Origin of the sequence: Embleya sp. NBC_00888 (assembly GCF_045207655.1) — a bacterium.
Taxonomy (GTDB): domain Bacteria; phylum Actinomycetota; class Actinomycetes; order Streptomycetales; family Streptomycetaceae; genus Embleya.
In genome coordinates, this window is sequence record NZ_CP108784.1 from 7971827 (window position 1) to 7986237 (window position 14411).

At 69.6% G+C, this 14411-nt stretch carries 12 protein-coding genes; 7 read left to right on the forward strand and 5 right to left on the reverse strand.

The window, feature by feature from the left end:
• Window positions 1-439 precede the first annotated feature (439 nt).
• Both OG948_RS33815 and OG948_RS33820 read left to right on the forward strand, forming a co-directional pair.
• On the forward strand, window positions 440-886 hold the full coding sequence (locus OG948_RS33815; protein ID WP_331769178.1) for a transposase: 447 nt from the start codon (window positions 440-442) through the stop codon (window positions 884-886).
• Window positions 883-1899: an IS3 family transposase gene (locus OG948_RS33820; RefSeq protein ID WP_331769179.1), complete on the forward strand. Its 1017-nt coding sequence runs from the start codon at window positions 883-885 to the stop codon at window positions 1897-1899. The genes OG948_RS33815 and OG948_RS33820 overlap by 4 nt, the downstream gene beginning before the upstream one ends.
• 53 nt (window positions 1900-1952) lie before the next feature.
• On the opposite strand, the gene OG948_RS33825 is transcribed toward OG948_RS33820, so the two are convergent.
• The 4 genes from OG948_RS33825 to OG948_RS33840 form a co-directional block, all read right to left on the reverse strand.
• Complete coding sequence (locus OG948_RS33825) at window positions 1953-2261, reverse strand: hypothetical protein (RefSeq protein WP_406300120.1); 309 nt, start codon at window positions 2259-2261, stop codon at window positions 1953-1955.
• A 675-nt stretch (window positions 2262-2936) separates the two neighbouring features.
• Window positions 2937-4025 (reverse strand): enolase C-terminal domain-like protein, encoded by a 1089-nt coding sequence (locus OG948_RS33830; protein WP_406300121.1) that lies wholly within the window; start codon window positions 4023-4025, stop codon window positions 2937-2939.
• A gap of 213 nt (window positions 4026-4238) precedes the next feature.
• Window positions 4239-5144: a carbohydrate ABC transporter permease gene (locus OG948_RS33835; RefSeq protein ID WP_406300122.1), complete on the reverse strand. Its 906-nt coding sequence runs from the start codon at window positions 5142-5144 to the stop codon at window positions 4239-4241.
• Window positions 5141-6112 (reverse strand): carbohydrate ABC transporter permease, encoded by a 972-nt coding sequence (locus OG948_RS33840; protein ID WP_406300123.1) that lies wholly within the window; start codon window positions 6110-6112, stop codon window positions 5141-5143. The genes OG948_RS33835 and OG948_RS33840 overlap by 4 nt, the downstream gene beginning before the upstream one ends.
• Before the next feature lie 239 nt (window positions 6113-6351).
• On the opposite strand from OG948_RS33840, the gene OG948_RS33845 reads away from it, so the two are divergent.
• Entirely contained in the window at window positions 6352-7572 is a 1221-nt protein-coding gene (locus tag OG948_RS33845; protein WP_331770323.1) for an IS110 family transposase, read from the forward strand.
• A 17-nt stretch (window positions 7573-7589) separates the two neighbouring features.
• Here the strand turns inward: OG948_RS33845 and OG948_RS33850 are convergent, their stop codons facing one another.
• Window positions 7590-8948 (reverse strand): ABC transporter substrate-binding protein, encoded by a 1359-nt coding sequence (locus OG948_RS33850; RefSeq protein ID WP_406300124.1) that lies wholly within the window; start codon window positions 8946-8948, stop codon window positions 7590-7592.
• Window positions 8949-9082: 134 nt separating this feature from the next.
• On the opposite strand from OG948_RS33850, the gene OG948_RS33855 reads away from it, so the two are divergent.
• The 4 genes from OG948_RS33855 to OG948_RS33870 all read left to right on the forward strand — a co-directional run bounded on the left by OG948_RS33855 (window position 9083) and on the right by OG948_RS33870 (window position 14372).
• Window positions 9083-9799: a GntR family transcriptional regulator gene (locus OG948_RS33855; protein WP_406300125.1), complete on the forward strand. Its 717-nt coding sequence runs from the start codon at window positions 9083-9085 to the stop codon at window positions 9797-9799.
• A 198-nt stretch (window positions 9800-9997) separates the two neighbouring features.
• Window positions 9998-12331: a discoidin domain-containing protein gene (locus OG948_RS33860; RefSeq protein ID WP_406300126.1), complete on the forward strand. Its 2334-nt coding sequence runs from the start codon at window positions 9998-10000 to the stop codon at window positions 12329-12331.
• Between the two features lie 365 nt (window positions 12332-12696).
• Window positions 12697-13470 carry an SDR family NAD(P)-dependent oxidoreductase gene (locus OG948_RS33865; RefSeq protein WP_406300127.1) on the forward strand — a complete coding sequence of 258 codons (774 nt, stop codon included), beginning with the start codon at window positions 12697-12699 and terminating at the stop codon, window positions 13468-13470.
• Window positions 13467-14372 carry an aldo/keto reductase gene (locus tag OG948_RS33870; protein ID WP_406300128.1) on the forward strand — a complete coding sequence of 302 codons (906 nt, stop codon included), beginning with the start codon at window positions 13467-13469 and terminating at the stop codon, window positions 14370-14372. Before OG948_RS33865 ends, OG948_RS33870 begins: the two co-directional genes overlap by 4 nt.
• Window positions 14373-14411: the final 39 nt, after the last annotated feature.

Consider the following 14411-nt stretch of genomic DNA (forward strand, 5'->3'; position numbering starts at 1 on the left):
CCGGCGCATCCCGGCGGCCGTCCGCCGAGGCCGTTCTCGGGTGTGGGGATATGGTTGAGGACGCGCGGCATGCCCTCGCGTCCTGTGTTGCTGTTGCCGCCCCCGGCCCGCGCCTGCCGGTTCCCGTGTCGGGCGCCCTGCCCGGGACGTCCTCCGCGACGACCCACCCCCACTCCCCAACGGCCCCTTCCGGACCGACCGGGAACGTTCCAGCACCCCCTGGCTGCCGGCCATTCGCCCCGTGGCTGCGCGAGGTCCTCGCGAACCTCACGCACCACACGACCATCAGCCTCTTCCAGAGCCGGCAGGACCGACTCTCGGCAGGCGCCGACTCGCGGTGCGAACGTGGCCCGGCCGGCCCTCCCTGTCAGACTCTCGTGAGACATGAGGACAATCGACTCTTCTGTTGTTAGTAGGGCGAGAACAGGATCTTTCGAGCGTGACGCTGAGTAGTGTCGACCTTGAGGCCGGTGTGGCCGATGATGAGGCCGTGGGCAAGAAGAAGCGCGGTCCCCGCGCGGGCGGGCCGAAGCGGCGGTCCTTCACCCCGGAGTACAAGCTTCGGATCGTGGAGGAGTACGAGCGGCTGACCGAGCCCGGCGCGAAGGGCGCGCTGCTGCGCCGGGAGGGGCTGTATCACTCGCACATCATCGACTGGCGGACCGCCCGGGACGCCGGCGCGCTGGATGCGCTGGCCGCGAAGCCGTCCGGACCGACGGGCAAGAGCGCAGCCGAGAAGGAGGCCGAGCGGCTGCGGGCGGAGAACGAGAAGCTGGCCGCCGAGCTGGCCAAGTCCCAGAGGGCGCTGGCCATCCTGGGAAAAGCACACGAGCTCTTGGAACTGCTCTCCGGGAGCGAGGACTCCGAGCCCAAGCGGACGAAGTGATCACTGAGGCGTTCGCCGCCCTGGAGCCGGTCGTCGGGATCAAGCCGGCCTGCGAGCTGACCGGCCGCTCGCGGGCCACCGTCTACCGGCAGCGCCATCCCAAGCCCCGCGTGGCCGGGCCGCGCCGGGCGCCGGCAGCTCACCCCGCGGCCCTGTCCGAGCTGGAACAGGCACGGGTCCTCGGCGTGCTGCGCTCGCAGCGGTTCGTGGACAAGTCGCCGGCGCAGATCTGGGCCACCTTGCTGGACGAGGGCACCTACCTGTGCTCGATCTCCACGATGTACCGGCTGCTGCGCGAGCACGGGGAAGTCCGCGAGCGCCGCGCGCAGGCCACCCACCCGCCCCGGGCCAGGCCCGAGCTGGTGGCCAACGGCCCCAGCCAGGTGTGGACCTGGGACGCCACCAAGCTCAAGGGCCCGGACCGCGGGATGTACTACGACCTGTTCGTGATGCTCGACATCTACTCCCGCAAGGCGGTCCACTGGCTCGTCGTGCCGCGCGAATCGGCCGCACTGGCGAAGGAGTTCATCGAAGACGCCTTCCGCGCCAACGGCGGCGTCGTCCCGGACGTAATCCACGCCGACCGGGGCACCTCGATGACCTCCAAACCGGTCGCCCAGCTGCTCGCCGACCTGAACATCGTCCGCTCGCACTCGCGGCCACGCGTGTCCAACGACAATCCGTACTCGGAAGCAAACTTCAAGACCTTGAAGTACTGCCCGGTCTTCCCCGACCGGTTCGGCTCACCGGCCGACGCCCGCGCCTTCTGCCAGCGGTTCTTCACCTACTACAACAACGTCCACCGGCACTCCGGCATCGGACTGCACACCCCCGCATCCGTCCACGACGGCACCGCGGTGACGATCCGAGCACGGCGGGCCGACGTCCTGGCCGACGCCTACGCCACCAACCCGCACCGGTTCCGCCGAAGACCGACGCCACCCCGCCTCCCGAAGGCGGCCTGGATCAACCAACCCGCCAAGGAGGAGCATCAGGAAGAACCCGCAGCCTGACGTGTCTCACCGGAATTGACAGGCACCGCGGCCCCATGCGGCGGGGATCGGGTTCAGCCCGTCTTCTTGCGCGTTCGGGCCGCAGGGCTGCTCTTCCTCGCGTCGCCCGCGGTCTTGGCCGCCGTTCCCTTCGCGGGTTTCGTGGTCTTGGGGCGGTCCTTGGCGGCGGCCTCGACGCTGGCGGTGAGTGCGGACATCAGGTCGACGACGTTGTTCGCGGTCGCGGTGCGCCCGGTGGCCTCGTCGGGGTGGGCGCCGGCGGCCTTGGCCTCGACCAGGGCGTCCAGTGCGCGTTGATAGTCGTCGTGGACATCGGAGAGTTCGAAGTCCTCGCTGAGTGTGTCCATGAGCGAGGCGGCCATCTTCAATTCCTGGGGGCGGATGGTGACGTTCTCCGTGGGGGCGATGCCCTCGGGGGCACGGGAGTTCGTCCGGCCACAACATCGTCTGGAGGGTGAGGACCTCCCCTTGCACGCGGACCAACGCCAGGCTCTCGCGGGTGGACAGGGTGATCTTGGTGACCGCCGCCCGGCCTTGTCCTGCGAGGGCTTCGCGGATTGCCGGTGAACACGGGTATCAGACAACGCTGAATGATTGGCCGGTTCATGGGACCGCTGAGGTCTCCCGTTCACACGGCGAACGCCCGAGGCACAGAGGAGCCGGCAACGCAACCGCGTGAACCCGAGCAAGGTGATCGCACGCTGGCCGGACATGCGGAAGTCGTCAACTCCCTGGTCATCAGAGGGTGCGCTGCCGGGTGTGGCGGGTGCCTTCATCAGGTCGGCGGGGGCAGTCTTCGGGCCGGTGGGGCCGCCGATGCGGACCTCGTCGCGCTTGAGGGCGTCGGCCGCGCTGGTCTTCGGCGCCGTCGGCGTGCCGCTCACGGGTGATCGGTGGCCACGACTGTTCGGGAGGGTGTTGTGACGTCATTGGTCGCTCTGCCGGCGGACGGTTGAACGGCCAGGCCCACCCTCGCCGCTCGGGTAACTCGTCCGGGGACCGGGCCCGCCCTCGGGGCCGGCGGGCCCGTGAACCGGCTACAGACGCAGCCAGGGCCGGAGTTCCCTCGGTGCCCCGTTGTGTGCCCAGTCCGCCTCGTGTCCCATGCCCGGCAGGTCGATCGCGTGGACCATGCCGTGTGCGTCGACCTCGGGGGAGCGTGTGGTGGGGTTCGCGTCGACGAGGCACTCGTAGTAGGTGGTGTTGGGGAGTGCCATGCACAGGTGGATGTTGGCGGGGCCGCCGCCGTGTACCTCGGCGCGCATGAGGTACGCGTCGGCGAGGTGCGCGGTGCGCAGGGATCCGGTGATGCCGGCTCGGAAGTAGGTGCCGGTGCGGACCGCGTCCACACAGCCCGCCGCGATGAAGTCGGCGGTGTTCATGTGCGCGCCGTCGCTGGTCTCGGCGACGAGCAGCGGGACGTCCACGCGTTCGCGCAGTCGCCTGTAGGCGGTGATGCTGAACTCGCGCATGGGTTCCTCATACCACGCGTAGCCCGCGTCGCCGAGGGCGCGGCCGAGGTGGATGGCGTCCGCGAGGTCGAAGCCGGCCGACCCGTCGTACATCAGCGGCACGTCGTCGCCGACGTGCGCTCGCAGCGCTGCGGCGAGGGCGGCGTCGCGTTTGGCGTCGCCCCACGCGTGCAGCTTGATGGCGGGGAAGCCCAGTTCGAGGCACTGGTCGGCGACGTCGAGGTATTCCGCGATGCTGTCGAACGTCACGGTGGAGGCGTAGGCGGGGATCGACGTGCGGTACGTTCCGATCAGCGCGTGTACGGGTAGGTTCGCGACTTTTCCGGCGATGTCCCAGAGTGCGTCGTCGACCGCGCCCTGGACGTAGATGGGGAATTCCTCGATCCGGTCGAGTTCCCACATCCGATGCCACAGCCATTCGCGCGCGAGGGGGTCCGCGCCCAGGAGTTCGGGGCGAATCCGGCGCTCGACGACGTCGGCGAGGATGGGGCCGCGCCGGCACGGGGCGAAGCCGCGCACACCCTCGTCCGTCGTCAGCACGAGCCAGCCGGACGTCGTCGCGGGCTCGGAGCCGGGGAGGCCGTCGCGCCAGCGGAAGGCGGGTGTGCGAGCGGGTTCCTCACACAGCACGACGTCGACGGAGGTGATCTTCATGCTCGGGTGGTCCTTTCGGGACTGCTCGTCGGTGGCCGCGGTGGCTCGTGGGTCACGGCACCGGGGCCGGTTTCGGAAGTCGGTTGGTGCCACGGAGCCAGTGCCGTGCCCGGCAACGTTTGCCCCGTCGCGGTGTTCTATTCGGCTGTTTCTCCGGTGCGGCGAGGCGCGGTGCCAGGCGGCGCGGACCCACCAAGATCCGCCGGACAGGGCCTAGCTCTTGACCGAGCCGGCGAGGATGCCGCGGACGAGGTAGCGCTGGGCGAACAGGAACACGATCGCGATCGGCAGGACGGCGACGATTCCGGCGAGGGCGGCCTCGGGGCGGTGGATGGGTAGGAAGCTGCCGCCCTGGGACGGGTTGAGCGCGGGGGTGCCCGACACGATCGCGGCGAGGCCGACCGGCAGGTTGTACTTGTCCTCCTGGCTCAGCATCACGTACGGCAGCAGGTAGTTCGTCCAACTCGCGACGAACGCGAAGAACGCGACGAGGCCCACGAGCGGCTTGGCGAGCGGGAGCGCGATGCGGGTGAACAGGCCCAGTTCCGAGCAGCCGTCCAAGCGCGCGGCCTCCATCAGCTCCTTGGGCATGCTGGTGGAGAAGTAGATGAAGCTCAGGTAGACCGCGAACGGGTAGAAGGAGGCGGGCAGGATGACCGACCACGCGGTGTTGGTCAGGTTCAGCGCGTTGATCTCCAGGAACATCGGCAACACGAGCGCGGTGGGCGGCACGATCATCGCGACGAGGGTCAGGACGAGCACGAGTTGCCGCCCCGGCACGCGGGTGGTGGCGAGCGCGTAGCCTGCGAGCAGTGACGTGGTGACGGTGATCGCGACCGACGCGAGCGTGTACAGCGTCGAGTTGAGCAGCCAGTCGTAGATCACGCCGTCGCTGTACTGCGCGAGGTTGTCCCAGGCTCGGCCGATGTTGGCGAACGAGCCGAAGGACAACGGCGCGTCGTTGACGAGTTCGGCGTCGGACTTGGTCGGCGCGAGCATCAGCCACACAAGCGGGACGGCGCAGTAGACGCCGAATCCGGCCAGGACCAGGCCCCTGATCGCGCGGCCCGGGGTCCAGAACCGGCGTCGGGTGCGGGGACGCCCGGTGGTCGTGGTCACTCGTCCACCTCCGTCTTGAAGAAGTCGGTGCAGTAGATGAGCACGAGCGCGGCGATCGTGGAGAGCACGAGCAGGACCACGGACACCGCCGCCGCTCCGCCGAAGTCGCCGGTGGTGAAGGCCATCGTGTAGGAGAGCTGGTTGAGCGACCACCACGGCGTGCCCGCGGTCTTGGTGACGGCGTAGATCAGTTGCGGTTCGACGAACAGTTGCAGGCCGGTCGCGAACGACAGGATCACCATGTAGAGCACGTACTTGCCCACCAGCGGGAGCTTGACGAACAGCGCGGTACGGATGCGGCCGCAGCCGTCGATCGAGGCGGCTTCGAGCACGTCCTCGGGGACGTTCTGGAGCGCGCCGTACATGATCACGATCCACTGCCCCGCGCCCGTGGTGAACGCGATCAGCGCGAACACCACGGTGAGGTTGCCGCTTTGGAAGACGTCCGAGTTCTTCTCGAAGCCCATCGCGTTCAGGGCGGGGCCGAACGGGCTGAGCGTGGGGTCGAGCATGAAGTACCACAGGACCACGCTCGCCGAGCCGGTCACCGCGGCGGGCAGGAAGAAGACCATGCGCATCGCGCCGCTGAACCGGTTGACCCGGTCGTGCAGGAGCAGGGCGAGGATCAGCACGCCGACCACCATGATCGGCAGCCAGACGGCGAGGAAGATCGCGACGTGCGTGACGGCCGGCCAGAACCGGAAGTCGTCCATCAGGCGCGTGTAGTTCATCCCGCCGAGGCTGCCGTCGCCGCGTTCGTCGACGAACGACTCGAAGATCGCATAGCCGGTGGGGCCGAGGCCGAAGCCGAGCAGCAGGATGATGTAGGGCGCGAGGAAGAACCAGCCGTGCAGGTCGCGGACGCGGCGTTTGCGGCGTGCGCCGGGTGGAGGCGCGGTGGGGTGGGCCGGTCCGGTGCGCGCGCTGTGCGCCGCGTCGCGCGCACCGGGTGCGGTCGTGGTGCTCATTAGAGGACCATCCTTTGTGCAGCCTTCACGAGTAGGGTTGTGACCTCTCGGTCCCGGTGGGTGCACGGCCTGTGGCGCGAGCCGTTCGACGGCCAAAGTGAGTTCCGCCGGCCCCACCGGACCGAGGCCGTCTGATCGGCTTCAGGGACACGCCCCACAGAGGGCCGATTAATGAGCTCCCGGCAGACGACCTCACCCCCGAGCAGGTGCTCCATCACAGGCACAGGAGTACTTCTTTCGTGTTCATCGGATGGGACTGGGCGACCGAGACCCACGACGTCACCGTCATGGACGACACCGGAAAGCGCGTCGACCGCTGGGAGTTCGCCCACACCGAGGAGGGGTTCACCAAGACCCTGGCCCGACTGCGGAAACACGGAGCCCCGGCGGATCTCCCGGTCGCGATCGAGACCACCCGCGGTCTGGCGGTGGACCGACTCCTCGCCGCCGGGCACCCGGTGGTACCGGTGCACCCGAACGCCTTCCACGCGATGCGGGCGCGTTGGGGCGCATCCAAGGCCAAGACCGACGCCGGCGACAGCATGAAACTCGCCGACTACCTGCGCACCGACGGCCACATGCTGCCCCGCCTGGAACCCACCGAGCAGGCCACCATGGACCTCCAGGCGCTCACCCGACAGCGCGCCGACCACATCGAGGCCCGCGTCGCGGCGACCAACCAACTCGCCGCGCTGCTCGACATGCATTGGCCCGGCGGCAAGGCGGTGTTCGCCGACCTCGACAGCGACATCGCCCTCGCGTTCCTGGAGCGATACCCCACCCCGGCCTCCGCCGCCAAGTTGACTGCCGGACGCCTTCAAGCCTGGTGCAAGCGCCGGGGTTACTCGGGCAAGCGACCCGGCAGCGTGCTCATCGAACGTCTGCGTTCGGCCCCGACCGCGGCCTCCCGGCTCGGCGAGGTGGTCGTCGAGCGGCTGATCCGCGTCCAGGTCCAACTCGTTCAGGGCATACGCACAACCATCCGCCTGCTCGACAAGGCCATCGCCGACGCGGTCGAAACCCACCCCTACGCACCGCTGTTCGCGTCCATGCCACGCATCGGCAAGGTCAACCTCGGCCAGATCGTCGGCGAGATCGGCCCGCTCCTGGAACGCGCCCGGACCTGCGAACAACTCATCGCCGAGGCCGGCGTCGTGCCCGTCACCCGCGCCTCCGGCAAGTCCCGCGCGGTGACCTTCCGCTTCGCGACCAACCGAAGAGCCCGCCTCGCCCTGACCACCTTCGCCGACAACAGCCGACACGGCAGCGAGTGGGCCGCGAAGATCTACACCGACGCCCGCGCCCGCCAGAAACGACACCCCCACGCCACACGCATCCTCGCCCGAGCCTGGCTGCGCGTCATATGGGCCTGCTGGCGCGACGGAACCTGCTACGACCGCGAAACCCACCAAGCCAACGGCAAAATCAACATGGCCACCAGTAAGTCCTCGGCTGCATAGAGGTTGACTCAAGGAACTCACTTGACCGTGTACCCGCTCATCTGGGCGAGCTGGGTGAGTTGCTTGTCCAGTTCGGACAGGCCGTCGGCGATCTTTCCGCCGCCGCGGACCTTCTCCACGACGGTGGCCGTCATCGGGGCCTCGATCGCGTAGCGGGTGTTGGCCTCGATCGGGTTGACCCGGTCCGCCGCCTTCTGGAGCACCGGGAACGGGTCGCTCGCGTAGAAGCCGTCGGCGTTGACGCGCGAACTCCACACCTGCGCGGCGGGCCCGTACGCGGGGTAGGTGGCCGCGGTGCTCTGGTACTCGTTGCTCGTGGCCATCCACTGCGCCATGTCGTAGGCGCCCTTGGTGTTCTTGGTGTGCTTGGACACCATGTAGATGCCGCCGCCGGTGGAGCCGGACCAGTTCGTCGACTCTCCCTCCCACGTGGGGTAGGCGGCTGCGGCGATCGTGCCCTTGGCGCTCTTGAACGAGTTGTCCGGCTTGAAGACGAAGTCGCCGTACCAGGACGCGCCCGGCATCATCAGGATCTTCTTCTCCTGGCCCAGTTTGATCACGTCGGTGTCGAACGGGCCGCTGCGGGAGACCGATCCGGCCGCGATCAGTGGGTCGAGCAGGTCCGCGACGCGGGTGCAGCGCGGGTCCTTGGTGTCGATGACGACCTGGTCGGGGCCGGTGACCTGCTGGAGGGGGCAGCCGCTGGACCAGAAGAAGTCGTAGTACAGGAACTTGAAGCCGGCGGTGCCGACGATGTAGCCGGGGTGTTCCCTGGCGACCCTCAGGCCCAGGTCGCGGTACTCGTTCCAGGTGGTGGGGACCTGATATCCGAACTGGTCCATCAGGGATTTGTCGTACCACAGCACCGACTGCGACAGGTCGTTCTTGAGGCAGTACAGCTTGCCGTCGATCGTGCAGTCGGCGTTGGACTTGCCGAAGCCGGTCCGCACGTCGGCCGGGATCAGTGCGTCGAGCGGCTCGGCGAAGTCGTACTGCTTGCTCGACAACGCGGCGACGTCGTTGGGGACCTGGCTGAACAGGACGTCCGGCCAGCCCTTTCCGGTGCGGTTGAAGAGCTGGATCTTGGTCAGCAGGGTCTCGGTGTCGTACGTCTCGATCTTCATCGGCACGTTGGGGTGGGACTTCTTGAACTGCTCGAAGCCGGGCTGGCGGGTCGAGTCCGTCCACACCAGGAGTTGTGCGCTCGGGTCGTCGGCGGCGCCCGGCTTCTTGGCACCGCCGTCGCCGGATCCGCACGCGACCAGGAGCAGGGAGGCCGCGGCGGCGGCCGGGAGAACGCGACACCAGCGGCGCGGCCGGCGCGTCGCCGAGGGTGTGGTGCGCTGTGGCGCTCGCAGGGATGTGGGCAGGGTCACGGACACTCCTAGTGACTGAGCAAGCACATGCGTTCAGGAATCGTGTACGATGCCGGAAGTCTCATGTCCGCCTGACGCCGTGTCAACCGGATGTGTCAAAATCGTTTCCGGACGATGAACTCGAAGAGGGAGCCATGGCTGCGGTAACGGGGACAGGCGAAGGCCTGCTCGGGGGAGCGTCCCTCCAGCGGCGCAAGATGCTCGCGGACGACGTCTACGACGTGCTGCGCGCCAACCTGGTGGCCAATCGCGTCCCGCCGGGCAGCAGGCTCAATCTGGATCGACTGGCCAAGGAACTCGGCGTCTCCAACACACCGATCCGCCAGGCGCTGGCCCGCCTGGAATCGGAGGGCCTGGTCCGCAAGGAGCCGTATCGCGGCTTCATCGTGTCGCCGCTGCTCGACCGCTCGGCGATCGAGGATCTCTACGACTACCGGCTGATGATCGAACCGCCGTCGGCCCGCCGGGCCGCCGAGCGCAAGGACCCCGCCGCGGTCGCCGCGCTGCGTGCGACGTGTTGGCCGTCACTGGTCCAGGCTGCGGATCCCGCACCGGATCAGGGCCCCGAAAGCGCGGCCCGGGCCGACGACGCGGGGCGCCGCGACGGCGACTTCCACGGCGGGATCGCGCGGATCGCGGGCAACCTCGTGGTGGTCGAGCACCTGGACCGCACGCTGACCCAGATGAGCGCCTACTCGATGTACGGCCACGACGGCATGGCCGCGCAGGCGTTGGCCGAGCACGAGGAGATCATGCGGGCCGTCGAGGCGGCCGACGGGCGGGCCGCACAGCGGGCGATGACGGCCCATCTGACCCAGTCGCGGGAGCGGATGCGGCGCGCGTTCGGCTGAGTACGTCGCGACGGCGGTCCGTCTGGGGCGCCGCGCGCTCTCGGCCGGCGGCTTGTCAGGCACAGCGCTCCTGTGGGGAGTTGTCGCACGGCCCGGCACGATCCTGGTGATCTGCCGGGCTTTCGTGTTTTTCCTTGACTGTCTTTCGTTTCGGCCTCCACACTCCAGTCACAAATCGTGCATGAAACTGGAGGTTTCGTGTTCCGTATCAGAGCACTCAGAACACTCGGAGCGTTCGGTGTGCCCAGGACGGCCCGGCGTGCGGCCGTCCTGGGCACGGCGGTCGCGGTCACCGCGTCCGCACTGGTGTCGGCGGCCGCCGGCGGGGCCTCGGCCGCCGCCCCGACCGTTGTGCATGTGTCCCCCACCGGCGGCGGCAGGGCGTGTTCGCCCGGCGCGCCGTGCGACCTGGCCGGCGCGCAGGCCAAGGTCCGGACCCGCACCGCCCACATGACCAAGGACGTCGAGGTGCGTCTGGCCGGCGGCACCTATCGGGTCACCGATCCGCTGACGTTCGGCCCCCGGGACTCGGGCCGCAACGGGCACCGTGTCACGTGGACCGCCGAGCCCGGCGCCGCGCCGGTGATCAGTGGGGGCCAATCCGTGCAGGGTTGGTCCCCCGTCGACGCCGCAGGCACGCTGTACCGGGCCTCCGTCGGGCAGGTGACCTCGCGACAGCTATACGTCGACGGCGAGCGCGCGGTGCTCGCGCGCGGCGCCTACAACCCGGCCGGGTTCACCAAGACGGCCACCGGCTACACCACGACCACCGGCCTCGGCTCGTGGCGCAACCCGACCGACATCGACCTCGTGTATCGCGTCAACTGGACCAACTCCCGCTGCCCCGTCGGCGCGGTCTCGGGCACCGCGATCACGATGGCGCAGCCGTGCTGGAAGAACGCGCACAGCTCGCCGTATCTGCAAAACGACGCGCCGTACTTCGTGGAGAACGCCTACGAGCTCCTCGACGAGCCGGGCGAGTGGTACCTCGATCGCGCCGAGGGCAACGTGTACTACCGACCCAAGCCCGGGCAGCGGATGACCGGTCCGGGCGCGGTGGCGGTCACGCTCCCGACGGCCGAGTCGCTGCTGCGCGTGGAGGGGAGTGCGACGGAGCGCGTCCAGGCCCTGGATTTCCGGGGGTTGACGTTCGCCGACAGCACCTGGCTGCGACCGGGGACGGCCGAGGGATTCGCGGAGGAGCAGGCCAACTTCACCCTGGTCGGACCGAACGCCTCGCACTACGACTACGACGGCACGACCAAGACCGCGGCGGCCGTGACGATCGCACGGGCGACGGACGTGCTGTTCCAGGCGAACACCGTGACCCGGGTCGGCTCGGCCGGCATCAACGTCGAGCGGGCGTCCAACAACGTGAGGCTGCGCGGCAATCGGGTGTTCGACGTGTCCGGCAGCGGGGTGCAGGTCGGTGACATCCTGCCCGCCGATCACCGACCGGCGAACCTCGCCGATCGGATGCACGACATCACGGTCGAGAACAACGCGATCCACCACGTCGCCGTCGAATTCCAGGGCGGCGTGGGCATCTTCGGCGGCTTCACCGACACCCTGCGCGTGCTGCACAACGACCTCACCGACCTGCCGTACACCGCGATCAGCCTCGGCTGGGGCTGGGGCTACCTCGACAAGGACGGCCTGAGCGGGTACAAGACGCCGACCGTCGCCCGCAACAACCAGGTCGTCGGCAACCTGGTGAGCGACTTCATGACCGCCGGTGCCGACGGCGGCGGGCTGTACACACTCGGCGCGCAGCCCGGCTCGATCGACAGCGGCAACGTGTACGCGAACGGGCCCGACACCTGGCCGACCGGCGCGCGCTACCTCGACAACGGCACGGCCGGATGGACCTCCACCGGCAACGTGATGGAGAACGTCGAGGCGTGGCTGCTGGTCAACGAGGGCTCCGCGTCCGACCCGTTGCACGTGCCGCCGGCGCACGACAACACGGTTACCGGGAACTGGACCTCGACGCTCAAACAGTTGTGCTGCGCCCTCCCCTCGAACGCGGTGACCGCCCCGACCCTGGTGACCGGCGGCGCGTGGCCGGCCGCGGCGCAGGCGGTGCGCGACGCCGCGGGCCTGGAACCGGCCTGGCGCGGATTGCGCGGCAACCGCGTCGACCTCGCGCGCGGCGCGACGGCGACGGCGAGCGCGGTGTACAGCGGCGCCCCCGGCTACGGCGCGGAGAAGGCGAACGACGGTTCGGGCGTGACCCGTTGGGCCACGGACGCTGCGGTCACCACCGCGCAATTGACCCTGACGTTCCCGGACGCCACCACCGTGGACCGGGTCGTGGTGCGCGAGGCCAAGCACTACGGCGCGCGGATCTCGACGTATCGGATCGAGTACTGGGACGGCAGCACCTGGGTGCCGACCGCCACACGGTCCTACCCCTCGGTCGTGCAGACCGAGCGGTTCGCGCCGGTGACGACGACGCGCATTCGGCTGAACATCACCGGTAGCGGATCGGGGCCGACCGTGCAGGGGTTCGAGGCGTACAGGGACGCTTAGGACACACACGCCTCGATGGCGCGGCGACCCCCGACTTCACCGGGAACCGGGAGCCGACGGTGAGCGCGTTCGAGGTGTGCCGAGCCCGGGTGCGGGTCGGGTCGGGTCGGTTCGGGTTGGTTTCGGTCGGGCAGAGGCGTCTCCGTCGCGGCCGCCGCGATGCACACGCATCTGAGTGGGCGCAGAGCGCCTCTGCCCGGGCCCCGTTGCGAAGGGAGACAAGGAGGCATGAGTGAAACGGGGTCGGGTCGGGTGAGGCGCCTGCGGGCTGGTGACCGGGATGTTGTTCGTTACGTGAACAGGGTCGAGAGAGATGGGGGTTCGTTCGTGAAGGTGCTGCGTTCGGGTCTTGTCGGGAGGAACTCGTGACCGGGAAGGGGGACTTCGCCGGGCTGGCGGCGGTGGTGACCGGTGGGGCGGCGGGGATCGGGTTGGCGACCGCGCGCATGCTGGTGGCGCGCGGTGCGCGGGTGGCGGTGTTGGATCGGGACGTGTCACCGTTGGCCGGCGATGCCGACCTGTCGGTGTTCGCCGCGGACGTGAGCGACGACGCGTCGGTGGTCGAGGCCGTGGGTGGTGCGGCCGCGCTGCTCGGTGGGATCGACGTCCTGGTGAACAACGCGGGGATCGGCGCCACCGGGACGGTCGCGGACAACGACGACGCCCAGTGGCACCGGGTATTCGACGTGAACGTCGTGGGGATCGTACGCGTCACCCGGGCGGCGTTGCCGCATCTGCGCGCCTCGCACCACGCGGCGATCGTCAACACCTGCTCGGTCGCCGCGACCGCCGGACTGCCTCAACGGGCGCTGTACTCGGCGTCCAAGGGCGCCGTGCAATCGCTGACACTGGCGATGGCGGCGGACCACGTCCGCGAGGGCATCCGGGTCAACTGCGTCAACCCGGGCACCGCCGACACTCCATGGGTGGGCCGACTGCTGGGGAACGCCGCGGACGCGGACGCGGAGCGGGTCGCGCTGAACGCCCGGCAGCCGATGGGCCGCCTGGTCACCGCCGACGAGGTCGCGTTCGCCATCTGCTCGCTCGCCAGCCCGCTCGCCGCCTCCACGACAGGGACGAGCCTGGCCGTGGACGGCGGGATGCAGGGCCTGCGGCTGCGCACCGCAGAGGCACGGTGAAGGGCGCGGCGCTGGGCCTGGGATGCGCGGGACTCGGCGGTCTGTACGAACCGCTCTCCGAGGCCGCGGCGCAGGCAACACTCGAAGCCGCCTGGGCCGGCGGGATCCGCTGCTTCGACACGGCGCCGCACTACGGTGCGGGGCTCTCCGAGGAGCGCCTGGGCAGATTCCTGCGCGGCGTCCCGCGAGCCGAGTACACGCTGTCCACGAAGGTCGGCCGGCTGCTGGTCGACGACCCGGACGCGCCAGAACACGGCGACGGATTCTTCGGAACGCCACGTCGACGCCGGGTCCTGGACTATTCCGCGGCGGGAGTGCGGCGATCCGTCGAGGCGAGCCTGTGCCGGCTCGGGCTCGACCGGATCGACATCGCGCTCGTGCACGACCCCGACGAGCACTGGGAACAGGCGTCCGGGGAGGCGATTCCCGCCCTGATGGAACTGCGCGACCAGGGTGTCGTCGGGGCGGTCGGGGCCGGGATGAACCAGTGCGCGATGCTCGATCGCTTCGTCGCCGAGACGGACGTGGACTGCGTGCTGCTCGCCGGCCGCTACACCCTGCTCGACCGCGGCGGGAGCACGCTGCTCGACCACTGCGCGAAGCGCGGGGTCTCGGTACTGGCCGGCGGCGTGTACAACAGCGGCCTGCTCGCCGACCCGCGCCCCGGCGCCCGCTTCGACTACGCGCCCGCCGGCGCCGACATCCTCGCCCACGCATTGCGGCTGCGGGACGCGTGCGCGGAGCGCGGAGTCCCGCAGCGGGCCGCCGCGTTGCAATTCGCGGCCGCCCATCGTGCCGTCGACACCGTACTGGTCGGCGCGCGCACTCCCGCCGAGGTGTCCGACGCCGTGGCGATGGCCGCCTTCGACATCCCCGACGACCTCTGGGAGCGTCTCGAATGATCGTGACCGAGGCCCGCCCTCGCCCGTGGGATCCCGCGA